Origin of the sequence: Paracoccus sp. J56 (genome assembly GCF_019633685.1) — a bacterium.
In the GTDB taxonomy this organism is placed as follows: domain Bacteria; phylum Pseudomonadota; class Alphaproteobacteria; order Rhodobacterales; family Rhodobacteraceae; genus Paracoccus; species Paracoccus kondratievae.
Window position 1 is genome coordinate 1 of sequence record NZ_JAFL01000038.1, and the last position, 20,934, is coordinate 20,934.

Genomic DNA, 20,934 nt, shown 5'->3' on the forward strand with positions numbered 1-20,934 from the left:
TCACGGCCGGGCAGACATCGGACTACCTCGGCTTCGATCTGGTCATGGCTGACAACCTGCCCGAGCCAAGCGTTCTGCTCGCAGACCGCGGCTACGACTCCGACAACATCCGCAAGACCATGGAGGTGCGCGACGTGGTGCCGGTCATCCCCATGCGCAAAACCCGGAAGCTACGGGTCGCCGTTGACCGCAGGCTCTACCGCCTGCGCAATCTCGTTGAGCGGTGCTTCAACAAGCTCAAGAATGCCCGTCGCGTCGCCACCCGCTACGACAAGACCGCCGAAAGCTTCCTGGGCTTCATCGACATCACGTCGATCCGCCTCTGGCTCCGCCATTTGTCAACATGACCTAAATTTGAAAGTTCTGATGCATCGTTCACGCAGCACGGAGACCTTTATCCCCGCACAAAGCCGCATTGCGAAGTCAGTTTCGCCGATCACCCAGCTTCAAGCGTCAGACAAGGAAGGTTTCTTGGCATGATTATAGCGTCTGGGCTAGGTCGGACCGCGCTGAAAGATGTGCTGAACTCCTGGCGGCGCAGGCCCGGTTCACCCCGGTGCATATTTCGCCATTTGAGCCCGAATCGGCACGGCAGTATTACTGCTTTGCCGATCTGGAATAAGTTGGGCCATGCGTCTGCAGGCGAGTGAGGCCGACGTGCGTTTTGGCTGGGCAGAGTCGCCTGTCTTGCTTAGTCCGCTCAACACTGCCCCTGACATGTTATTGGATTGGCAAGAGCATGGGCCCGCGCAACCCGCCGACTCCGGGGTGCGTACGGTCCCGTTTTGGGAAACGAAAGCCGGTTTGCGGGAGCGCCGGCTACGGTAAAAAATGGGCGGCGGTCGCAATCATGAGACCACCGCCACAGATGCCTAACCACCACAGTAGGCAATACTACAATAGGCCGTTCCATAGACCTGTACAAGTATAGGTATCGGGCTGTTCTTGCTGGTGGGCGGTGCTCGCAATACTCACGCCAATTTTTCTTAGAACCCAAAATAGTATTATGATTTTAAAGGAATATAATGTAGTTTTATGCGGATAGAATTGGAAATTCCAAGGGGCTCCCAAGTCTGATTTGTATATAAAATAGTTAGTTTCCTGCCAAAGTTCAGTATCCTCAGGGATGAGGTGTGCGGCGTTTGATCACCCAGGGATTGATTTCTCGTGCTGTGCTGACCTTGGTCGGCGAGTGATTCTGGACTGGTTGGTCAGCAATGAGGCCGTGCCCGTCACTTCTCGGAAGCCTCAACCTCCAACTCGGCCGCCAGGGCCTTCGGCGCCGCAATTGTGGCATCGCAGTCGTTCCCGGTGCGGGGAATCGCACTTTGCGGCTGCGATACCAGCTCATCTATCTGGGGAGGGCTTCTGGCGGGTAGGTGCTGGATCAGATCTCGCCGATTCCTTTCTGGTAAGCGGGGAGTTGAGGCCGTTCAGGGCCTATGGTTCCAAGGCATGAGGGCGTCGATTTCGGCGCTTGACCATTGGTTGGCGATGCGCCCAAGGGTCTGGGTGAGCCACGCCGCTGGGTCGACATTGTTCATCCTGCTCGTCTGCAGAAGGGTGGCGATGATGGCCCATGTCCGGCCGTCGCCGTCCGATCCGGCGAAGAGGATGTTCTTGTGGATGATGGTCTGTGGCCTGATTGCTCGCTCGACTATGTTGGAGTCGGGTTCGATGAGGCTGTCGGTCAGGAAGCGCTCGAAGATCTCACGCCTTGCAATTGCGTAGCGGATGGGCTCGGCCAGCTTCGACTTGCCCGAGATACGCGGCAGGGTCTGCTGCCAGAGGGTGAACAGCCCGGTGACGATGGGAGCGGATATGGCCTGGCCGCGACGCCGCACGCGCTTTGGTACGTTGGCCGCGCACTTCGGCCTCGAGCTTCCACAGATCAGCCATGCATCCGATCGTGGTGGTGGCGACCTGGCTGTCCCCGGCGGTGTGGAGCTTATAGAAGCGCCGGCCCAACATCCAGCGAGGCGCGGGCCATCATTGCCTCCATCCATCCTTGCGGACGAGCTGATTGCAGGCAGCATATCCGTCCACCTGCAGAATGCCGCCGTAACCGCCGAGATGTCGGCGAACGCATTCTCCGGATCGGCTGTCCTCGAAGCGGTGGGCAACCATGGGCGGCCCGCTACCGCCAAAGGTGCTGTCGTCGCGGGCATAGGCCCAGAGCCAGCCTTCTTCACGGCACCTGTTCCGGGTGCAAGGGTCGGAAGGCTCGTCTCATCGGAAAAGACGCGCGGGCCCTTCAGAGCCTCGCCCATCACATGCGCGGCAAGGATCTCCAGTTCGAAGCTGACCCGGCCCATCCACTGCGCCATTTGCCGCCTGTCGATCTCCACCCGGTCGCGGGCATAAATCCTCTCCTGCAGGAACAGTGGCAGGTCGTCGGCATATTTGGAGATTGCGATCTGGGCCAGCAGCACCTCGGTCGGCAAGCCGCTTTCGATGATGTGGGCCGGCGCAAGCGCGCCTGGATGACACCGTCCCACCCCTTGAACGCATATTTCAGGCGGCGGGTCACGATGACACGGAACTTTGCCGGGATAATATCCAGCCGCTCCGAGATGTCTTCGTCGATCAGCACCTTCTCTCGGTTTACATGTTCGGGCAGGTCCTCGGGCTCGATCACCACTTCGATCCGCTCAAGATGGGGCGGGAAGCCCTTGCGCGGTCGCGGTGCCCGCTTCTCGCCCGTGCCCCGTCTGCGCCTGCGGGGCGGCGATGCCGGTTTCGGTCTCCTGGAAGACGACGGATTGCGGCGCCTCCTCGCCGGCTCCGTCGCCCGCAGCGCCCAGCTTCTCTGAACGGCGCCCGAACCGGGACCGGGTATAGGCCTTCCGGATCTGCATCAACCGCGTGATCCGCGCGTCGGCATCGAGGCTGCGCGCTTTAAGCGCCGCATTCTCTTTCTCCGGCACGGACGTCTTCTCCGCCATGGTGCGGACCATGGCCTTGAGAAGGTCCATGTTATCGGGCAGGGAAAGATCATCAGCGCGCATGCCGCAGAGGATAGCACACCCCGCCGCGCCATGCCTCTGTTGATAGACCTTCCCGGTCGGCGTGATTCACTTTGCCGCGGACTGATCAGCCAGCAAATACAGGCGTTTTCACCGCCACGGGCCGCATCCTCTTCCTGTCCAGCCCGTCGAGCAGTGCCATCAGCCGGGCGCGGTTGAGCCGCCCCCGGACAGGCCCTGTCCGCGGCCAGCGGAACGGGGACTTCTCCAGCCGCTTCGCAAACAGGTACAGGCCGCTGCCATCCCACCAGCCGATCTTGACCCGGCCCGCCCGCTTCGTACGGAACACGTAAAGTGCGCGACTGAACGGGTCGCGGCCCTTCATCGCGCACCAGCGACAGCAGGCTGTCCGGTCCCCTCCGAAAGTTCACAGGTCCGCTGGCCAGATAGACCTGCACGCCCGACAGCGTCATGTCGAACGTAACGCAAGCAGGATACGGCGAAGCTCGGCACCGACTCGGATCAACACCTCGCCCACCACGATCTCCACCAGCGGTGTTGGTGTGCCCGCCGTGATGTCTGCTTCCTGCTTCTTCAGAAAGGTCTTGCGCCAGCCGAACAGCTGCTGCGGCGAAATTCCCAGACGGCGCGCCAGCGCCGAAACGTTCATACCCGGCCCCAGTGTCGCCGCGACTGCTTGCGCCTTGAACTCATCCGACCACCGGTGGCGCTCACTATCGGCGCACCGTCGAAACGTTCGATCGCGGCCTTCACCAACTGTAAGCTATCAGCCCCGGACACGGGCGCAGAACTAGTCGCGGGCATGGAACCTCGGCGGCAGACCGACGCCACCAGCCTGTCCCACGCCAGTCACGTCGCTGACCCAAAGGGTTTCCTCGCCGCTTATGGTGAAGATGGTGTCGCCATATGTTGTTTTCATGCCCCGCGTTTGCGGCGGGGCGATGTCGGTTGCAGGGCGTGGCGCTCCGGATCAGTTCGCAAAGGCGTCGATCAGATTCAGCACTGCGAGGATTTTCCGCGTACCGCTGTCGACGCGATAGATCCGGCCATCGTCGCGGTAGTAGTTCCAGCCTCTGCGCTGCTCCAAACCGTAGCGATCAAGGTCGCGGATCAGCATGTAATCACGGACACGCAGCGTATCGCCAATGCGGGTACCATAGCGTTTGCCAACCTGCCCCGGAGGAATGCAGGCCGGGCTTTTCTTGGCCAGACCGGGGGGGCAGTCGGCAACATAGCGGGCATGCGTGCGGTGTCCGCCCTTATGCTCGTCATGCTTGTGATGATGGGTGTGCCGGCCTTTACCGTGCCCGCGGCCGGGGTCTGCAGTGACGGGGGTGGTGCTGAACACGGCAATAGTCAGGGCGCTGATAAGGATAGGTGCCAGCTTCATCTTGGTCCTCCATGGGAGCTTGTGGAGGATATACTTTCAAAGTCGCGATCGGTTGCATCACGAATCCGGGCGATGGCGGAAAGCTGCCAGTGACCGCTCCTTTCAAATGGAAAGGGATCTGCCCGAAACCGTAACGGGCGGTCCCGAAGGACCGCCCGTGCAAGGGAATAACATACTACCATTTAACTACAGATTGCATTTGGTCAGTTTTGCACAATTTATACAACTCATACTTTAGAATGATGTACCTGGGCGGTGACTGCAAATCTTAACCCTCGCCGCTGCCGTTATTTTCTTTCCTGACCTGAACAGGCGCAGCCAGCCGGGATCCTGCGCTGAAAACAGCAACATTCCCTGGGATCGAGACTGCCTCTCGGGCGGACACGTCCCGGCGCGATCTTGCGGGGATAGTCCGGGGTGATAATCTGCCGCTCCGAGCTCACGATTCGTTTACGTTTCGTCTGCAGGAAAAACCTGCCGGTTGCGCCGAGTTAGCGTCCTGTCTGCTGGTTCTCTGGTCAGAAGGCCGCCTGTTCGATCTCGTAACCGGCACCAAGATCCAGTTGCGGACGGGCAGCCGTCCGGCGGTTGCTTCGGTCGCGACGGTATGGAGCGGCGGTTCTCTGGCCTTATAGGGCCGGGTGCGAGGCAGGGCCGGGTCACCTCTTCCGCTGTCAGACGCCGAGGACAGATGCCCTTTACCATCGCCATTGACGGACCTGCCGCCTCGGGCAAGGGGACTATTGCGCGCGCTCTTGCGCATCATTTCGGCTTTGCCCATCTTGATACCGGGCTGCTTTATCGCGCGGTTGGGGCGAAAGGTGGCGATCCGGTCGCTGCCGCCCGCAGTCTGACGCCCGATGATCTGGCGCGCGATGATCTGCGCAGTGCCAGGGCCGGGCAGGCTGCAAGCCGTGTTGCTGCGATCCCCGAGGTGCGCGCCGCGTTGGTGGAATTCCAGCGCCGCTTTGCCCGCAGTGAGCCCGGCGCGGTGCTGGATGGCCGCGATATTGGCACGGTGATTTGCCCGGATGCCGAGCTAAAGCTGTACGTAACCGCAAATGATGAGATCCGTGCCCGCCGCCGGGCAATGGAGCTGGGCGCGGATGAGGCGCAGATGCTGCGTGAGCTGCGCGAACGTGACGCCCGCGATGCCGCCCGCGCCGTGGCGCCAATGCGCCCGGCACCTGATGCGGTGTTGCTGGATACCAGCGAAATGAGCATTGACGACGCCGTGACCCGCGCCATCACCTGCGCGAAAGAGGCTGGCGCGTGAGCGCGCGTTTTCAGCTGCCTGACCTGACCGTCCCGGTCATTCAGGCACCGATGGCAGGCACTGCCACGCCGCACCTTGCCGCTGAGGTCAGCCGGGCAGGGGGGCTGGGTTCGCTGGGGCTGGGGGCCTCGAATGCCGGGCAGGCTGCTGCGATGATGGCTGAAACGTGTGAACGGCTGGGCTCGAACCGGTACGGTGTCAATCTGTTTTGCCACCGTCCCGCCAAGGCCGATCCGGCACGAGAGACAGCATGGCTTGACTACTTGCGCCCGAGTTTCGCCGTTTCGGGGCGGAGCCACCGGCCCGGATCGAAGAGATCTATCGCAGCTTTCTTGAGGATGATGAGATGCTGGGCGCGGTGCTTGAGGCGCGTCCGGCTGTAGTCAGCTTTCATTTTGGTCTGCCCTCGGCTGACCGCATCACCGCATTGCGCGACAGCGGCGCGACGCTTGCCGCGACCGCTACTTCGCGTGCCGAGGCGCTGGCGATCCGTACAGCCGGGCTCGATCTGATCGTCGCTCAGGGATATGAGGCAGGGGGCCACCGCGGTATCTTTGACCCTGATGGGCCTGACGCGCAGCAGACCACCCAGGCATTACTGCATGACCTGCTAGACCTTGGCTTGCCGGTCATTGCCGCAGGCGGGATCATGGACGGGCATGAGGCTGCGCGTTTCCTAGCAGCCGGGGCAGCTGCAGTGCAGATGGGCACGGCTTTCGTGGCCTGTCCGGAAGCGGCCGCGAATGACGCCTATCGTGCCCGGCTGGGTTCGGCGAAACCCGGCGATACGGTAATGACACGGGCGATTTCAGGCCGTCCGGCGCGCGGGATTGCCAACCGGCTGACCGAATTGGGGCGCAAGGCAGCGGCGCCGACGCTGCCTGACTATCCGATCGTCTATGATGCGTCAAAGCGGTTGCATGCGCTGGCGGGCGGGTCGGATTATGCCGCTCAATGGGCCGGAACGGGCGCTTTCCGTGCCCGTGCGATGCCTGCAGCAGAGCTGGTTGCGCTGCTTGATAGGGAAATTCGCGCGAGTTTTAAGGGCCTCGACGCTTGCCACAAAGCCGAATGAAGGCTATATCGCGCCCGTCAGGATAAGTGATGGGGCCAGAACGGGCTGCTTCAACAGGGTCGGGCGTATGCCGCGACCCTTTGCGCTTATCCCGGCGTCTACAAAAAGACCGGCGGAGCCAACCGCATGGCCAGCAATGATCGTAAAGGAAACTGTATCATATATGTGCGCTAAAGCGACCATGGAGGAATTCGAGGCCCTCCTGAACGAAAGCCTCACCATCGACACGCCCGAAGAGGGCTCGGTCGTCAAAGGCAAGGTCATCGCCATCGAGGCGGGCCAGGCCATCATCGATGTCGGCTACAAGATGGAAGGCCGCGTCGATCTGAAAGAATTTGCAAATCCCGGCGAAGCGCCGAGCATTGCCGTCGGCGACGAAGTCGAGGTCTACCTGGATCGCGTCGAGAACGCCCGTGGCGAAGCCAGCATCAGCCGCGAGAAAGCTCGCCGCGAAGAAGCCTGGGATCGTCTGGAAAAAGCCTATGCTGCGGAAGAGCGCGTCGAAGGCGCTATCTTTGGTCGCGTCAAGGGTGGCTTCACTGTTGATCTGGGCGGTGCCGTGGCCTTCCTGCCGGGCAGCCAGGTTGATGTGCGCCCGGTGCGTGACGCCGGCCCGCTGATGGGTCTGAAGCAGCCCTTCCAGATCCTGAAAATGGATCGCCGCCGTGGCAACATCGTCGTGTCGCGCCGCGCCATTCTGGAAGAAAGCCGCGCCGAACAACGCGCCGAGGTCATCGCCAACCTCAGCGAAGGTCAGACCGTCGAGGGTGTTGTCAAGAACATCACCGAATATGGTGCCTTTGTTGATCTGGGCGGTGTTGACGGCCTGCTGCATGTTACCGACATGGCCTGGCGCCGCGTCAACCACCCGTCCGAGATCCTGTCGATCGGCGAGACCGTCAAGGTCCAGGTCGTCAAGATCAACAAGGAAACCCACCGCATCAGCCTGGGCATGAAACAGCTTCAGGCCGACCCGTGGGATACCGTTGCCGACAAATTCCCGATCGGTTCGGTTCACACTGGCCGTGTGACCAATATCACCGACTACGGCGCCTTCGTCGAGCTGGAAGCCGGTGTCGAGGGCCTGGTCCACGTTTCGGAAATGAGCTGGACCAAGAAAAACGTCCATCCCGGCAAGATCGTCTCGACCTCGCAAGAAGTCGATGTCATGGTGCTGGAGATCGACGAAGCCAAGCGTCGCGTCAGCCTGGGTCTCAAGCAGACCATGCGCAACCCGTGGGAAGTCTTTGCCGAAACCCATCCGGTCGGCACCGTCATCGAAGGCGAAGTCAAGAACATCACCGAATTCGGTCTGTTCGTTGGCCTCGAAGGCGATATCGACGGCATGGTCCACCTTTCGGACATCAGCTGGGATACCCGCGGCGAGGAAGCCATCCAGGACTTCCGCAAGGGCGATGTGGTGAAAGCCGTCGTTCAGGAAGTTGACATCGAGAAAGAGCGCATCTCGCTCTCGATCAAAGCGCTTGAAAACGACGCGATGGCCGAGGCTGTCGAAGGCGTCAAGCGTGGCTCGGTCATCACCGTCGCCGTGACGGCGATCGAAGATGGCGGCATCGAGGTCGAATACAACGGCATGAAGTCCTTCATCCGTCGTTCGGACCTCGCCCGCGACCGTCAGGACCAGCGCCCCGAACGCTTCCAGGTTGGCGACAAGGTTGATGTCCGCGTCACCAACATCGACACCAAGACCCGCCGTCTGGGCCTGTCGATCAAGGCGCGCGAAATCGCCGAAGAAAAAGAAGCCGTCGAACAGTATGGCAGCTCGGATTCGGGCGCTTCGCTGGGCGATATCCTGGGTGCCGCCCTCAAAGGCCGCAACTAAGACCGATACAGGCCATAGATGGCCATTCATTGCGCCCCCGGATCGCTCCGGGGGCGCTTTTCATTGCGCATATCTGCCGAATGAACGATAAAGTCTTGAAAGGACGCAACCAAACCGGCCGCCAGGCGTTCTGAGATTGAATGCCGTGATGTCTGATCCAGGCACAGGCGGCAGGAAGCTGTTGGAACACCAGATTCAGGAACCGCAATGATCCGATCCGAACTGATCCAGAAAATCTCAGAAGAAAACCCCCATCTGTTCCAGCGCGACGTTGAACGGATCGTCAACACGGTCTTCGAGGAGATCATCGAGGCGATGGCGCGTGGCGACCGGGTCGAACTGCGTGGGTTTGGCGCATTCTCCGTGAAAAAACGCGAGGCGCGTCAGGGCCGTAACCCCCGTACCGGAGAGGCGGTCAGCGTCGATGAAAAGCATGTCCCCTTCTTCAAGACTGGCAAACTGCTGCGCGAACGGTTGAACGGCTCCTCCGAATAGGCCAGATTGCCGGCGACAATCTTTTCGGGGGTTCAAGGCATGCGCGTGATCCGGATTTCCTTTTTCGTCGTACTGGCCCTCGTGTTGATGCTGCTTGCTGCAGCCAACCGTGAGCCGGTGACTGTCAGCCTGCTGCCCGCGCAATTCGCCCGCTTTACCGGTGGCACCTGGTCGCTGACCATGCCGGCCTTTGTGGCGCTGTTCCTTGCCATGGTCTTTGGCGTGCTGGTTGGCCTTGTCTGGGAGTGGCTGCGCGAGGCGCGTTTGCGGGCCGAATCGAACCGCCGCGCGCAGAATCTGGCGCAGTTGCAGCGTGAGGTAGGCGATCTGCGCCGCACCCATGCCGCGCCGCGCGATGAGGTGCTGGCGATCCTTGATGAGCCGTCGCACCAGCCCGCCGCACCGGCCGCAGCCGCAACGACCCTGCCCGCGCCGCGCTGATCCGATGGGCGTATCCGTCAAGATCTGCGGCCTGACCGAAGCCGAGGGACTCGCCGCCGCCATTGAGGCTGGCGCGCGCTATGTCGGCTTTGTCTTTTTTGAGAAATCCCCGCGCCATGTAACGCCCGAGGCGACCGCCGCTTTGGCCGTACAGGTGCCGATGGGGGTGGCCAAAGTCGGACTGTTCGTCGATCCCGATGATGCGGCGCTTGATCGGGTGCTTGCTCATGTGCCGCTGGACCTGATCCAGTTGCATGGTAGCGAATCCCCTGACCGCGTGGCCGGGATCAGGTCCCGCACCGGTCTGCCAGTGATGAAGGCGATTGGTGTTTCGGGGCCGCAGGACCTTGACCGGATCTGGGACTATGGTCTGGTTTCGGACATGCTGCTGATCGACGCCAAGGCGCCCAAGGATGCGGTGCTGCCGGGCGGGAATGGTCTTGCTTTTGATTGGCGGCTGCTGGTCGGACGCCAGATGCTTAAGCCCTGGCTGCTTGCTGGCGGTCTGACCCCCGAGAATGTGACCGAGGCGATCAGGCTGACCCGCGCCCAGGGTGTCGATGTTTCTTCAGGCGTTGAAAGCGCGCCGGGCGTCAAGGACCCCGATCGCATTCGCCGCTTTATCGCCCGCGCCACAGCGCCGATCCTATGAGCGACAAAGTCACCTTCCGTGAGGCACACCGCGAAGATGTTCCCGCAGTGGTCGCGCTTTTGCGCGATGACATGCTGGGCAGGGACCGTGAAAGCGCCGATCTTACCCCCTATTTCACAGCATGGGAGGCGATGCGGGCCGAGGGCGCGAATCAACTGATCGTCGGGGTGTATGGCGGCGAGGTGGTCGCCTGCTACCAGATTACCTTTATCTCGGGTCTATCGCTTTCCGCTGCCCGCCGCGCTCAGATCGAGGGTGTGCGGGTGAGTTCGGCTCTGCGTGGGCAGGGAATCGGCGCGGCCCTGATCGGCGATGCCGAAAGCCGCGCGCGGGTGGCGGGCTGTACGCTTTTGCAGTTCACCACGAACCGCCGCCGCAGCGATGCTCATCGCTTCTATGACGGGCTCGGCTTTACCCCCTCTCATATCGGATATAAGAAATCCCTTTGACGGGATTTTCTTTTGCCCGCCTATTCACCGACCACGCCCGAGGAGAGCCATGGCCGAAGATCTCATCAACAGCTTCATGAACGGCCCGGACGAACAGGGCCGCTTTGGCATCTTCGGCGGTCGCTTCGTCAGCGAAACCCTGATGCCGCTGATCCTCGACCTTGAGGCCGAATACAAGCGTGCCAAGGATGATCCCGCCTTTTGGGCCGAGATGGACGATCTGTGGAAGCATTATGTCGGTCGCCCGAGCCCGCTTTACTTCGCCCCCCGGCTGACCGAAGAGCTGGGTGGTGCCAGGATCTATCTCAAGCGCGAAGAACTGAACCACACCGGCAGCCACAAGATCAACAACGTTCTGGGTCAGATCCTGCTTGCGCGTCGTATGGGCAAGACCCGGATCATTGCCGAAACCGGAGCGGGCCAGCACGGTGTTGCGACCGCGACGGTCTGCGCGCGCTTTGGCCTGAAATGTATCGTTTACATGGGGGCGCATGACGTTGAGCGTCAGGCGCCGAACGTATTCCGGATGAGGCTTCTCGGAGCAGAGGTGGTGCCGGTGACCTCGGGACGCGGGACGCTCAAGGACGCAATGAACGATGCGCTGCGCGATTGGGTGACCAATGTGCGCGACACGTTCTATTGCATTGGCACGGTTGCCGGTCCGCATCCCTATCCGGGCATGGTGCGCGACTTCCAATGCATCATCGGCCGCGAAACCCGCTGGCAGCTTGCCGAGCAAGAGGGCGAGGGGCGCTTGCCAGACAGTCTCGTGGCGGCAATCGGCGGCGGTTCGAACGCGATGGGGCTGTTTCACCCATTCCTCGACGACGATTCGGTCCGCATCATTGGCGTCGAGGCCGGCGGCAAGGGCGTTGATGAGCGCATGCAGCATTGCGCCAGCCTGACCGGTGGTCGCCCTGGCGTGCTGCATGGCAACCGGACCTATCTTTTGCAGGACGACGAAGGCCAGATCCTCGAAGGTCATTCGATCAGCGCCGGTCTCGACTATCCTGGCATCGGGCCCGAGCACGCCTGGCTCAAGGAAAAGGGCCGTGCCGAATATGTCAGCGTCACTGATGACGAGGCGCTTGAGGCGTTCCAGACCATGTGCCGGCTCGAAGGTATCATCCCGGCGCTTGAGCCCAGCCATGCGCTCGCCCATGCCATCAAGATTGCACCCGGCCTGCCCAAGGATCACATCATGGTGGTGAACCTCTCGGGGCGGGGCGACAAGGATATCTTTACCGTCGCCAAACATCTTGGCGTCGATATCCGCACCTAAGGCCAAAGGGCGCGCGCTATTTCCCGGCGCGCGCCTCGGCGACCAACTCGGCCAGTTCGTCCTTGGACAGATAACCAAAGATTGCCCGGTCACCGGCGATAAAGCTGGGCGTGCCGACTAATCCGATCTCATCGGCCAGCGCCAGCGAACGCTCGATTCTCTCGGTGATCTCGGGTGCGCGCATGTCGCGCTGCAACCTCTCGACATCCAGCCCGACCTCGCGCGCCACACGCAGAACCGAGGCGATTTCGGCCCGTCCACGCATCGCCATTAGTGCGCGGTGAAACTCGGGGTATTTGCCCTGGGCTTGCGCGGCCAGCGCGGCCTTGGCCGCAAAACGCGAACCCTCGCCAAAGATCGGGATCTCGTGCACCACCAGTTTCAGCTTGGGTTCGGCCTTCAGCAACGCTGCTACCTGTGGGGCGTTCTTGCGGCAGAAACCGCAATTGTAATCCGAAAACTCGACAAGCACCGCATCGCCTTGCGGATTTCCCATCATCGGCAGTCCCGGGCCGTTGAACACGGCGTCCTTGATCTGCGCGACTTCGGCTGCATCATGGTCCTGCGCCTGCACGGGCGTCAGGGGCAGGGCGCAGAACAGTGCAAGTGCGATTGCGGCAATGGGGCGCAACATGGTAATAAGTCCTATCAGTGACCCTTATCTGAAAGCCACCGCAAAGGGAGCAGGTCAAGCGCCAAGCCACAACCCCGTGAAAGCGTGAGATGCAGCCAGATCTGTTCGGAACCCGCCGCAACGAACCAATCGCGCCTGATGCGATGATTTTGCGCGGCATCGCGGCTGATCCTGCTATTCATCATGAGGTGCTGCGGATCGCCGAAATCTCACCCTTCCGCCACATGCAGACCCCGGGTGGCAAGCAGATCGGGGTCGAGATGACGAACTGTGGTGCTCTGGGGTGGATCAGCGACCGGCGTGGCTATCGTTATGAACCCGAGGACCCGCTGACCGGAAAACCTTGGCCTCCAATGCCGCCGAGCCTGCAAAATCTGGCAGAAACTGCCGCCGCCGAAGCCGGCTTTCCAGACTTTCACCCTGATGTCTGCCTGATCAACCGCTATGTTCCGGGGATCAAGATGGGCTTGCACCAGGACCGGGATGAAGCGGATCTGACCGCCCCTATCGTCTCGGTCTCATTAGGTCTGCCCGCGATATTCCAATTCGGTGGGCCTGAGCGTCGCGATCCGGTGGCAAGACATACTCTTCATCACGGTGATGTCGTTGTCTGGGGTGGTGTGGCGCGGCTGAACTGGCACGGTATCCTGACCTTGCGCCCGGGCAGTCACCCGCTGACCGGCGCGGCCCGCATCAACCTGACTTTTCGGCGCGCTGGCTAAGCTGATGCCAGATTCTTTCGTGTCCCAAATATCCCGGGGGAACGCCTTGCCGGCCCGTTGAGGGCAGGCAAGGCGTGGGGGCAGAGCCCCCCTTACTTCCAGATCGGCGCGTGACGGTTTACGTCTTTATAAAGCAGATAGCGGAAATTTCCCGGCCCCCCGGCATAGCAGCATTGCGGGCAGAAGGCGCGTAACCACATAAAGTCCCCGGGCCCGACCTCGACCCAATCGCGGTTCAGGCGATAGACAGCTTTCCCTTCAATCACAAACAGACCATGTTCCATGACATGGGTTTCGGCAAAGGGGATCGAGCCGCCGGGTTTGAAGGTCACGATGGTGATATGCATATCGTGACGCATATCCTCGGGGTCCATAAACCGGGTGGTCGCCCAGCTGCCGCCGGTGTCGGGCATCGGGATCGGGGCGATGTCGCGCTCATTGGCGATGATCGCATCGGGTTTTGAGAGGCCCTCGACCACCTGCCAGCGTTTGCGCCACCAGTGAAAGCGCGAGGTCCCGGCACCGCTTTTTACCGACCAGGCCATGCCGGCGGGAATATAGGCAAAACCGCCCGGGGTCAGTTCATGCGTCTTGCCGTCGATGGTCAGGGTAATGGTGCCATCGGTGACAAAAATCGCGGACTGAACCCCTTCGTCATCTTCGGGGCGGTCTGACCCGCCTTGCGGCTGCAATTCGACGATATATTGGCTGAAGGTCTCGGCAAAGCCCGAAAGCGGCCGGGCGATCATCCACATCCGCATGCCAGTCCAGCCCGGCAGAAAGCTGGTGACAATGTCGCGCATCGTGCTTGCCGGGATGACGGCATAGGCATCGGTAAAGACGGCGGTATCGGTGGTCAGATCGGTCTGCGGCGGCAGGCCGGCAAAGGGCCCGGCATAGGTCGGGGTCTTGGCGGTCATATGGCTCTCCGTTGCGCCGGGGGTCGTGCCCCGTTGGGGTCGGTGATCGCCCGCGGCTGACCCGCGGGCGGCATGGACTCAGTTGTCGCCCAGCAGCTGCTGCAAGCGCAACGTGGCGATGCGAGAGACCTGGCGCTCGGCCTCGCCGCGCTCGGTCGCCGTGTCATTGTCGATGCGCTGGCGCATTGCGGCCATGATCCCCGGCTTGTCATGATCGCGCACGGCAATGATAAAGGGGAACCTGTGCTTCTCCATATAGGCGCTGTTCAGCCGGTCGAATTCGGCACGTTCTTCGTCGGTCAGGCTGTCCAGACCGGCACTGGCCTGTTCGGCGGTGCTGCTCTCGGTCAGACGCCTGGCCGCGGCCAGCTTGCCGGCAAGATCCGGGTGCGCCAGCAGCACGCCCAGCCGCTCTTCGTCGCTTGCGGCACGAAAGATCTGCGCCATACGCGCGGCAAGGCCTGCGGGGGTGTCATGGATCGCGCCCATCTCGGCGTCCCACACCCGTTCGGCGATCCAGGGCGAATGTTCATAGACGCCGCCGAACTGCTCGATGAATTCTTCACGGCCCATTTGCGAGGGGCGCAGTTTGGCCCGATAAGGATGGGTTTTGGCCCAATGGCGTGCGATGTCGAGCCGGGTTGCGAACCACACGCCCTCATGGCCTCGCGCATGTTCAAGGAACTGCTTGATCGCCATGGCGCGGCCCGGCCGGCCCGCCAGACGGCAATGCAGCCCGATCGACATCATCTTGGGCGCGCCGGCCACGCCCTCGGCATAGAGGATGTCAAAGCTGTCGCGCAGATAGTCAAAGAACTCGACGCCGGTGCCAAAGCCCTGACCGGACGAGAAGCGCATGTCATTGGCGTCCATCGTATAGGGCACCATGAGCTGCGGCTTGCCCTTGTGCACATGCCAATAGGGCAGATCGTCGGCTATGGTATCGGCAAGGTATTCGAAACCGCCTTCCTCACAGCCCAGCCCGACCGTGTTCATCGAGGTCCGGCCCTGATAGAAGCCGCGCGGACGTTCACCCGTTACCTGGGTGTGCAGCTCGATCGCCTTGGCGATATGCTCGGCCTCGATCTCGCGCGGGATGTCCTTGTAATCGATCCATTTGTAACCGTGGGTCGCGATCTCCCAGCCGGCATCCTGCATGGCCGCGACCTGCTCGGGCGCGCGCTCCAGCGCGGTCGCCACGCCGTAGACCGTTACCGGCACGTCCTTGAGCAGGCGGTGAAGGCGCCAGAAACCTGCTCGCGCGCCATAGTCATAGATGGATTCCATGTTCCAGTGGCGCTTGCCCGGCCAGGGCTGGGCGCCGATGATTTCGGACAGGAAAGCTTCAGAGGCCGCGTCGCCGTGCTCGATGCTGTTTTCGCCGCCTTCTTCGTAGTTGATGACGATCTGCACTGCGATCCGTGCATTCCCGGGCCACTTCGCATCAGGCGTGTGCTCGCCATAACCGATCATGTCGCGGCTGTAACGCATCGCTTGCTTCCTTTCCTGTTTTCTGGCTGCTTGGCACTGATCACCCTGCCGGCCTTTCAGGCAACCCTAATTTTCTAAAAACAGAACCAATTATTTCTTGAAAATCTGGGTTTATCAACATCCCATTGAAACTCTGTCGCTATACCCAGTATTCTCGTTGAAGATGCCGGGGCATAATCTGGCCAGCACGGCGGGCCAACCGCCGAATGGGAGGAACCATGCCAGACAAGCAATCCGGCCTGACGGCCAGTGGCGCCAGTATCAGTCCAGGGGAAGGTAGCGTGCTAGACAAGCAGTTCGGCCTTACGGCCAATGGCACCAGCGTAAGGACAGAGGTGATCGCGGGGATCACCACCTTCCTGACGATGGCCTATATCATTTTCGTCAATCCTGAGATCCTGTCTTCGACCGGCATGGATCGGAATGCGGTCTTTGTCGCAACCTGCCTCGCGGCGGCGCTTGGCTCGGCCATCATGGCGCTTTGGGCAAACTGGCCCATCGGTATGGCCCCGGGGATGGGGCTGAACGCGTTTTTCGCCTTTACCGTCGCCGGGACCCTTGGGTTCACATGGCAGCAGGCTTTGGGTGCCGTTTTTATCTCGGGCATCGTCTTTCTGTTCTTGTCGGTGACCGGCATCCGGCGCTGGCTGATCGCCGGTATCCCCAGTTCGATGCGCAGTGCCATTGCTGCCGGGATCGGGATGTTTCTGGGGCTCATCGCGCTTAAAAGCTCGGGTGTTGTGGTTGGCAACTCTGTGACGCTGGTCAGTCTGGGCGATTTGACCCAGACCGGGACGCTGCTTGCCATCGCCGGGTTTTTCATTATCGCGGCGCTTGACACCCTGAAGGTGCGCGGGGCGATCCTGATCGGCATTCTGGTCATCACCGTTGCGTCGATTGCATTGGGTGCCAGCACCTTTGGCGGGGTAGTGTCGATGCCGCCGTCGATCATGCCGACCTTCCTGCAACTCGACATTGCAGGCGCGCTGACCGTAGGGATTTTTCACGTCATTCTTGTCATGGTTCTGGTCGAGGTCTTTGACGCGACCGGTACCCTGATCGGCGTCGCCAAGCGCGCTGGCCTGCTGACCGAGGGACCAGCCCATACAAACAAGGGCCTCAGCCGGGCGCTGATGGCGGATTCGACCGCGATCCTTGCCGGCTCGATGCTGGGCACCAGCTCGACCACCGCCTATGTCGAAAGCGCCTCGGGCGTGCAGGCGGGCGGGCGCACCGGGCTGACCGCTCTGGTCGTTGCGGTACTGTTCCTGCTTGCGGTGTTCTTTGCACCGCTCGCCGGGTCGGTTCCGGCCTATGCCACGGCCCCTGCGCTGCTGTATGTCGCCTGTCTGATGGTGCGCGAGTTCGAGGAAATCCAGTGGAGCGATGTCACCGAAAGCGCGCCTGCGGTGCTGACGGCGCTGATGATGCCCTTTACCTACTCGATCGCCAACGGTCTGGCTTTCGGCTTTGTCAGCTATGCTGCGATCAAGCTGGCGACCGGTCGCGCGCGTGAGGTGCATGCCGCAACCTGGATCGTGGCGGCGCTGTTCGTGATCCGCTTTGCCTTCTTCATGGAATAAGGCAGGATTGCGGTAATTTCAGCAAAAGGCCCGCCCTTGGACGGGCCTTTTTTTGTTGAGAGTGTAGTCCAGTCTGACTTGCACTGCGCGCAGACGGATGCTCATCAAGAACTGTGCGGTATTTATAACTCTGCATTCTAAGCTTAATTCAGCTGAAGTCCCTGCTATGATCATGAGGGGTTTTCTTTTGAAGAGAGCAGACACCTTGGTATAATTCGCCTCAGGGTTTGGTGAAGTGAATGGCGCTGTTTCGTGTATCTTACCCCCGGCAGGGATCACGCTTTTCCACCGGGTAACTATGACAGAGCTGCTTTTACTTTCCCTTAATATTTTTTCTGCAATGAATTTTGATGAAAACACGCCAGAGGTGTAAGGGTGTCGCAGCTACATCGGCCCATCATCTTGCGACGCGGCCCGGCAACCTGACAAGCCCATCCCGAAGGCTGTCGATCAGCGTGAGCGGGCGGATGGTGGTCAGGTCTTACGCCCACTCCTTGAGGCCAATCCTCGACCGGTGTAGCAATCTCTGCAACGTTGATGGAGAGGGAATCGGGAAATGGAACACGCAACAGCGGCTCAACTCTTTGAGCGGCATTTCCCCGATACTGAATCCGCCAAGAACAAATTCCTGCTTACGTCTCTTCCTGAAGGAGAATATGAGCGCGTCAGCCTGTCTCTTCTAAATCCGAAAATCGCTGAGACACATAGAACTGATGGGTGCTATATCTGGGCGCCAAAAGGTAGCTTGAACCTGTTGAAAAAGGTCGTGCGGCTGGCAGTCTATGAGGATTTGAAAGATTGCCAGCTGATATTCTTTCACCTGCCTGATAAGAGATCGAATATTCTGATGTCTTTAAAGGGGCAGGGGCATAAAGGCATATTTTTCTCGCGGCGGCGAATGAACATCACTGTAAAGATGGTTCACAAGGATTGCAGCCTGATCATCGGCGAGAACACCTACATTGGAGGGGCCAGGGTCGTGCTGCTGGAGACAACCGCCACTGTTGCTGCCGGTGGGCTGTGGTCGGACGAGGTCTTGCTGCAAGGCTCGGACAGCCACGGGATTGTCGACCTCGACACGATGTCGATCATCAACTGGGGCCCGGCCAAGATCGATATCGGTCGTCGGGTTTGGCTGGGGCGGCGCAGTTCTGTCATGAAAAATGTCACGATCGGGCAGGGTTCCGTGGTCGCTTCTGGAGCTATTGTGACCAAGGATGTCCCACCTGCCTGTATCGCTGCGGGTGTTCCGGCAAAAGTCGTTCGGACACGTGTATCCTGGTCGCAGAGTCTGAGTGAGATTTCGCGCGGAGAGCGTATTTTTTTCAACCGACTGCGTAAGAACACAGAGTAGCCCCGGCGCTGCGGAGCTTTCCTCATGCTCCGTATTCAGATGCCGAGGTGCACGCAACTCGGCATCTGAAACATCTCTGCCAGATCGTGACCGGTCTGACGAATCGCCTCAGAACTCTTTGCCCAATACGCGGTCGATTGACAGCTTGCCGCCTCCGAAAGCTGCGATGATGGCGGCACCCGCACACCAGAAGGTCGAGTTGAACTCGGCCTTGGCCTGCACTTGATGCAGGAATGCGGTCCCGCCGTCAGACAGGAGGCGGGCTTGGCCGTTTTCGGTCAGGTATTGCAGGTTGGCTTTCAGAAACTCGATCCCTTCGGGCGTGAGCAGGGCGTTCCCATAAGGGTTTTCGATGTGGAATCTTAATGTCATCGCCAGCATCACTGCATTGGCCAGAGCGGCCGGGCGGGTCAACAGACCGACAGCGATCATGAAGCCGCCAACGAATTGCATGACCGCGAGAAGCGGCGAAAAGAACCAGCCCGCCGGTATGCCTGCGACGTTCTCGAGAAAGCCGATCTGTCCCATGGGGTCCAGGATCTTGGGCCAGCCTTCGACCATCAGCAGACCGCCGATGATGATGCGGAACAAAAGCCATCCGATCGGCTGGGCTACCTTGTGGTAGAACGGGGCCATGAACGGCAGGATCAACCGCTCGCGCGGGCTTGAGGTCATTTCTTCCACGTAGATACCCTTTCCTGATACTGATGCCGGATCGTCCGACCTATCTGCACGACCCTGCATAAACTCAAATGAATACCTTGTCTTGCCAGAGTTGAAGGAACAGGATCGTAAAGGTCAGGGGTTGAGTTTCCCGGTCGTTTACGCAATGACTGCTGCAGTTTTCCGCCTCATGCGTGGGGTGATACCGAGGTACCAGTGTCATGTCCGCAATGAAACCTGCCGCCCTTGCCCTGCTTGTCGCCCTTGCACATCCCGCGCAGGCAGAAGCCCCGCCCCCGGTGGTTGCGCAAGAGATCGAGGCGCTGCTGGACAGTATCGAAAGCTCGGGCTGCCGTTTTAATCGCAATGGAACATGGTATGCGGCCGAGAAGGTGCGGCCCCATTTGCAGACCAAGCTCGATTACATCGCCAAGCGCGGCAAGCTGACCTCGACCGAGCAGTTCATCGATCTTGCGGCCAGCAAAAGCAGCGTGTCGGGCAAGCCCTATCTGATCCAATGCGGCAGCGACCCCGAGCAGGCAAGCCGGGCGTGGTTGTTGCAAAAGCTCAAAGCGTTGCGAAGCTAGGATGTGAAAGCCCCGCAAGGGCCATCCTTGCGGGTCTTGCCGGTCAGCTCCAGGCGTGCAGGGGCGGATTGATGCCGTTCAGGTAGTAATTGCCAAGAATCGCGTATTTCCAGCGCACCGGATCATGCAATGTATGGGTGCGGGCATTGCGCCAGTGGCGATCCAGATTGTGCTCGGCCAGGGTCGAGCGCGTCCCGGCCAGTTCGAACAACTTGTTCGTGGCCTGAATGGCGATTTCGGTCGTCAGCACCTTGGCCTCGGCGGTCGCAATCTGGGCTTTCGCCACGCTCGTGGCATCGGGTGCGGCGACGGCTGCGTCTATGGTCAGACCGGCCCGATCCAGCACTGCCTCGGCAGCATTGGCGCGCAGGACCAGATCCCCGACGGCCTGAATGCTATAGGGGTCCTCATAGGCATGCTCAAGGCCGCTATCCACCCACGGGCGCGATCGGTTGCGCACGAAATCAATCGTGTCCTTGATCGCGGCCCGGGCAATGCCAAGGTCGACAGCAGCCTGAATGACCTGAAAGATTGCGCCATCCGCAGTTGGACGTTCATAGCCTTTGTAGCCGGGAACCAGATGGGTTTTGGGCACTTTGACGTTTTCCAGCGTTACCGTGCCCGACAGTGTCGTGCGCTGACCCATGGCCGACCAGTCGTCGATGACGGACAGCCCCTCGGCCCCACGCTCGGCAATCGCGTACCAGGCGCGGCCCTCATCATCCAGCGCAACGATAGGCACGAAATGGGCAAGCAGCGCGCCCGAGGCATAGAACTTGCGCCCGTTGACCAGCACATGGTTGTCAACGGCGGAGCAAAAGTCGGCCGGGGCGGCGGCGTAAAGTCCGGCCAGTTGGGGGGTGCGCCATGGCGCGCGCGCTGGCCACATAGCTGGCGCGAGCCATGGCGCACTGGCCCCTTAGGGCCAATCGTGGGTAGATATTTTATGGTGATCAGCGCTGTTTACGGGCTGTGCTGTTGGCGAGGCGATAGCTTTCGCCGTTCATCTCGATGATGTTGACGTGGTGGGTCAGTCGGTCGAGCAGCGCGCCGGTGAGACGCTCGGAACCGAAGGTTTCCGTCCATTCAT

The 20,934-nt window shown here is 60.7% G+C and carries 23 protein-coding genes and 3 pseudogenes; 14 read left to right on the forward strand and 12 right to left on the reverse strand.

Features of this window, described 5'->3' with window-relative positions; genetic code table 11:
- Positions 1 to 347 (forward strand): annotated as a pseudogene (locus tag M511_RS17405) (IS5-like element ISPme2 family transposase); the annotation flags it as partial.
- A gap of 1,086 nt (positions 348 to 1,433) precedes the next feature.
- Here M511_RS17405 and M511_RS19715 read toward each other — a convergent pair.
- The 6 genes and pseudogenes from M511_RS19715 to M511_RS17425 all read right to left on the reverse strand — a co-directional run bounded on the left by M511_RS19715 (position 1,434) and on the right by M511_RS17425 (position 4,377).
- Positions 1,434 to 2,444, reverse strand: a complete 1,011-nt coding sequence (locus tag M511_RS19715; RefSeq protein ID WP_441339024.1) for an IS66 family transposase — start codon at positions 2,442 to 2,444, stop codon at positions 1,434 to 1,436.
- A gap of 101 nt (positions 2,445 to 2,545) precedes the next feature.
- Positions 2,546 to 2,641: pseudogene (locus tag M511_RS19605) on the reverse strand (hypothetical protein); the annotation flags it as partial.
- A 10-nt stretch (positions 2,642 to 2,651) separates the two neighbouring features.
- Positions 2,652 to 2,975 carry a hypothetical protein gene (locus tag M511_RS19500; RefSeq protein WP_254901069.1) on the reverse strand — a complete coding sequence of 108 codons (324 nt, stop codon included), beginning with the start codon at positions 2,973 to 2,975 and terminating at the stop codon, positions 2,652 to 2,654.
- A 118-nt stretch (positions 2,976 to 3,093) separates the two neighbouring features.
- Entirely contained in the window at positions 3,094 to 3,351 is a 258-nt protein-coding gene (gene tnpB / locus M511_RS17415) for an IS66 family insertion sequence element accessory protein TnpB (protein WP_085502995.1), read from the reverse strand.
- An 84-nt stretch (positions 3,352 to 3,435) separates the two neighbouring features.
- Positions 3,436 to 3,684 (reverse strand): annotated as a pseudogene (locus M511_RS17420) (transposase); the annotation flags it as partial.
- A 273-nt stretch (positions 3,685 to 3,957) separates the two neighbouring features.
- The gene (locus M511_RS17425) at positions 3,958 to 4,377 is read right to left on the reverse strand and encodes a hypothetical protein (RefSeq protein ID WP_010397315.1); all 420 of its coding nucleotides are present in this window, start codon (positions 4,375 to 4,377) and stop codon (positions 3,958 to 3,960) included.
- A gap of 691 nt (positions 4,378 to 5,068) precedes the next feature.
- Here M511_RS17425 and M511_RS17430 point away from each other — a divergent pair.
- The 9 genes from M511_RS17430 to trpB all read left to right on the forward strand — a co-directional run bounded on the left by M511_RS17430 (position 5,069) and on the right by trpB (position 11,890).
- Positions 5,069 to 5,653 (forward strand): (d)CMP kinase, encoded by a 585-nt coding sequence (locus tag M511_RS17430; RefSeq protein WP_085502999.1) that lies wholly within the window; start codon positions 5,069 to 5,071, stop codon positions 5,651 to 5,653.
- Between the two features lie 50 nt (positions 5,654 to 5,703).
- Complete coding sequence (locus M511_RS19610) at positions 5,704 to 6,036, forward strand: nitronate monooxygenase (protein ID WP_336245890.1); 333 nt, start codon at positions 5,704 to 5,706, stop codon at positions 6,034 to 6,036.
- Positions 6,000 to 6,728 (forward strand): NAD(P)H-dependent flavin oxidoreductase, encoded by a 729-nt coding sequence (locus tag M511_RS17435; protein ID WP_336245888.1) that lies wholly within the window; start codon positions 6,000 to 6,002, stop codon positions 6,726 to 6,728. The genes M511_RS19610 and M511_RS17435 overlap by 37 nt, the downstream gene beginning before the upstream one ends.
- Positions 6,729 to 6,891: 163 nt before the next feature.
- Positions 6,892 to 8,571 carry a 30S ribosomal protein S1 gene (gene rpsA, locus M511_RS17440; protein ID WP_010397309.1) on the forward strand — a complete coding sequence of 560 codons (1,680 nt, stop codon included), beginning with the start codon at positions 6,892 to 6,894 and terminating at the stop codon, positions 8,569 to 8,571.
- Between the two features lie 207 nt (positions 8,572 to 8,778).
- Entirely contained in the window at positions 8,779 to 9,066 is a 288-nt protein-coding gene (gene ihfB / locus M511_RS17445) for an integration host factor subunit beta (RefSeq protein ID WP_010397307.1), read from the forward strand.
- Between the two features lie 39 nt (positions 9,067 to 9,105).
- The gene (locus M511_RS17450; RefSeq protein WP_040602072.1) at positions 9,106 to 9,507 is read left to right on the forward strand and encodes a LapA family protein; all 402 of its coding nucleotides are present in this window, start codon (positions 9,106 to 9,108) and stop codon (positions 9,505 to 9,507) included.
- A 4-nt stretch (positions 9,508 to 9,511) separates the two neighbouring features.
- A complete protein-coding gene (locus M511_RS17455; RefSeq protein WP_085503002.1) occupies positions 9,512 to 10,159 on the forward strand; it encodes a phosphoribosylanthranilate isomerase in 648 nt (215 codons plus the stop codon).
- Positions 10,156 to 10,608: a GNAT family N-acetyltransferase gene (locus M511_RS17460; RefSeq protein ID WP_085503004.1), complete on the forward strand. Its 453-nt coding sequence runs from the start codon at positions 10,156 to 10,158 to the stop codon at positions 10,606 to 10,608. The genes M511_RS17455 and M511_RS17460 overlap by 4 nt, the downstream gene beginning before the upstream one ends.
- 49 nt (positions 10,609 to 10,657) lie before the next feature.
- A complete protein-coding gene (gene trpB / locus M511_RS17465) occupies positions 10,658 to 11,890 on the forward strand; it encodes a tryptophan synthase subunit beta (protein ID WP_085503006.1) in 1,233 nt (410 codons plus the stop codon).
- A 16-nt stretch (positions 11,891 to 11,906) separates the two neighbouring features.
- Here trpB and M511_RS17470 read toward each other — a convergent pair whose 3' ends face one another.
- Positions 11,907 to 12,524 carry a DsbA family protein gene (locus M511_RS17470; protein ID WP_085503008.1) on the reverse strand — a complete coding sequence of 206 codons (618 nt, stop codon included), beginning with the start codon at positions 12,522 to 12,524 and terminating at the stop codon, positions 11,907 to 11,909.
- Positions 12,525 to 12,613: 89 nt separating this feature from the next.
- Between M511_RS17470 and alkB the strand changes: the two genes are divergently transcribed.
- Complete coding sequence (alkB, locus tag M511_RS17475) at positions 12,614 to 13,246, forward strand: DNA oxidative demethylase AlkB (RefSeq protein WP_085503010.1); 633 nt, start codon at positions 12,614 to 12,616, stop codon at positions 13,244 to 13,246.
- 92 nt (positions 13,247 to 13,338) lie between these two features.
- Here the strand turns inward: alkB and M511_RS17480 are convergent, their stop codons facing one another.
- Both M511_RS17480 and puuE read right to left on the reverse strand, forming a co-directional pair.
- Positions 13,339 to 14,166: a bifunctional allantoicase/(S)-ureidoglycine aminohydrolase gene (locus tag M511_RS17480; RefSeq protein ID WP_010397290.1), complete on the reverse strand. Its 828-nt coding sequence runs from the start codon at positions 14,164 to 14,166 to the stop codon at positions 13,339 to 13,341.
- Positions 14,167 to 14,244: 78 nt separating this feature from the next.
- Positions 14,245 to 15,657, reverse strand: a complete 1,413-nt coding sequence (gene puuE / locus M511_RS17485) for an allantoinase PuuE (protein ID WP_085503011.1) — start codon at positions 15,655 to 15,657, stop codon at positions 14,245 to 14,247.
- Between the two features lie 281 nt (positions 15,658 to 15,938).
- Here puuE and M511_RS17490 point away from each other — a divergent pair, with 281 nt between their 5' ends.
- Positions 15,939 to 17,240 (forward strand): NCS2 family permease, encoded by a 1,302-nt coding sequence (locus M511_RS17490; protein ID WP_010397286.1) that lies wholly within the window; start codon positions 15,939 to 15,941, stop codon positions 17,238 to 17,240.
- A 556-nt stretch (positions 17,241 to 17,796) separates the two neighbouring features.
- Positions 17,797 to 18,594 (forward strand): acyltransferase, encoded by a 798-nt coding sequence (locus M511_RS19335; protein ID WP_240547694.1) that lies wholly within the window; start codon positions 17,797 to 17,799, stop codon positions 18,592 to 18,594.
- A gap of 108 nt (positions 18,595 to 18,702) precedes the next feature.
- Here the strand turns inward: M511_RS19335 and M511_RS17500 are convergent, their stop codons facing one another.
- Positions 18,703 to 19,269: a DoxX family protein gene (locus tag M511_RS17500; protein WP_010400184.1), complete on the reverse strand. Its 567-nt coding sequence runs from the start codon at positions 19,267 to 19,269 to the stop codon at positions 18,703 to 18,705.
- Positions 19,270 to 19,478: 209 nt separating this feature from the next.
- On the opposite strand from M511_RS17500, the gene M511_RS17505 reads away from it, so the two are divergent.
- A complete protein-coding gene (locus tag M511_RS17505; RefSeq protein WP_085503013.1) occupies positions 19,479 to 19,844 on the forward strand; it encodes a YfeK family protein in 366 nt (121 codons plus the stop codon).
- A 43-nt stretch (positions 19,845 to 19,887) separates the two neighbouring features.
- Here M511_RS17505 and M511_RS17510 read toward each other — a convergent pair whose 3' ends face one another.
- Together M511_RS17510 and M511_RS17515 are read right to left on the reverse strand one after the other, a co-directional pair.
- Complete coding sequence (locus tag M511_RS17510; protein ID WP_240547695.1) at positions 19,888 to 20,733, reverse strand: acyl-CoA dehydrogenase family protein; 846 nt, start codon at positions 20,731 to 20,733, stop codon at positions 19,888 to 19,890.
- A 64-nt stretch (positions 20,734 to 20,797) separates the two neighbouring features.
- The coding region (locus tag M511_RS17515) for an ATP-binding protein (protein ID WP_217809624.1) at positions 20,798 to 20,934 on the reverse strand (137 nt) is incomplete at its 5' end.

Excerpts from the sequence above, each read along its gene's own strand:
- M511_RS19500 (WP_254901069.1), bottom strand. The coding sequence starts at position 2,975 with ATGGACCTTCTCAAGGCCATGGTCCGCACCATGGCGGAGAAGACGTCC.
- tnpB (WP_085502995.1), bottom strand. The coding sequence starts at position 3,351 with ATGAAGGGCCGCGACCCGTTCAGTCGCGCACTTTACGTGTTCCGTACG.
- M511_RS17425 (WP_010397315.1), bottom strand. The coding sequence starts at position 4,377 with ATGAAGCTGGCACCTATCCTTATCAGCGCCCTGACTATTGCCGTGTTC.
- M511_RS17430 (WP_085502999.1), top strand. The coding sequence starts at position 5,069 with ATGCCCTTTACCATCGCCATTGACGGACCTGCCGCCTCGGGCAAGGGG.
- M511_RS19610 (WP_336245890.1), top strand. The coding sequence starts at position 5,704 with ATGGCAGGCACTGCCACGCCGCACCTTGCCGCTGAGGTCAGCCGGGCA.
- M511_RS17435 (WP_336245888.1), top strand. The coding sequence starts at position 6,000 with ATGCTGGGCGCGGTGCTTGAGGCGCGTCCGGCTGTAGTCAGCTTTCAT.
- rpsA (WP_010397309.1), top strand. The coding sequence starts at position 6,892 with ATGTGCGCTAAAGCGACCATGGAGGAATTCGAGGCCCTCCTGAACGAA.
- ihfB (WP_010397307.1), top strand. The coding sequence starts at position 8,779 with ATGATCCGATCCGAACTGATCCAGAAAATCTCAGAAGAAAACCCCCAT.
- M511_RS17450 (WP_040602072.1), top strand. The coding sequence starts at position 9,106 with ATGCGCGTGATCCGGATTTCCTTTTTCGTCGTACTGGCCCTCGTGTTG.
- M511_RS17455 (WP_085503002.1), top strand. The coding sequence starts at position 9,512 with ATGGGCGTATCCGTCAAGATCTGCGGCCTGACCGAAGCCGAGGGACTC.
- M511_RS17460 (WP_085503004.1), top strand. The coding sequence starts at position 10,156 with ATGAGCGACAAAGTCACCTTCCGTGAGGCACACCGCGAAGATGTTCCC.
- trpB (WP_085503006.1), top strand. The coding sequence starts at position 10,658 with ATGGCCGAAGATCTCATCAACAGCTTCATGAACGGCCCGGACGAACAG.
- M511_RS17470 (WP_085503008.1), bottom strand. The coding sequence starts at position 12,524 with ATGTTGCGCCCCATTGCCGCAATCGCACTTGCACTGTTCTGCGCCCTG.
- alkB (WP_085503010.1), top strand. The coding sequence starts at position 12,614 with ATGCAGCCAGATCTGTTCGGAACCCGCCGCAACGAACCAATCGCGCCT.
- M511_RS17480 (WP_010397290.1), bottom strand. The coding sequence starts at position 14,166 with ATGACCGCCAAGACCCCGACCTATGCCGGGCCCTTTGCCGGCCTGCCG.
- puuE (WP_085503011.1), bottom strand. The coding sequence starts at position 15,657 with ATGCGTTACAGCCGCGACATGATCGGTTATGGCGAGCACACGCCTGAT.
- M511_RS19335 (WP_240547694.1), top strand. The coding sequence starts at position 17,797 with ATGGAACACGCAACAGCGGCTCAACTCTTTGAGCGGCATTTCCCCGAT.
- M511_RS17500 (WP_010400184.1), bottom strand. The coding sequence starts at position 19,269 with ATGACCTCAAGCCCGCGCGAGCGGTTGATCCTGCCGTTCATGGCCCCG.
- M511_RS17505 (WP_085503013.1), top strand. The coding sequence starts at position 19,479 with ATGTCCGCAATGAAACCTGCCGCCCTTGCCCTGCTTGTCGCCCTTGCA.
- M511_RS17510 (WP_240547695.1), bottom strand. The coding sequence starts at position 20,733 with ATGTGGCCAGCGCGCGCGCCATGGCGCACCCCCCAACTGGCCGGACTT.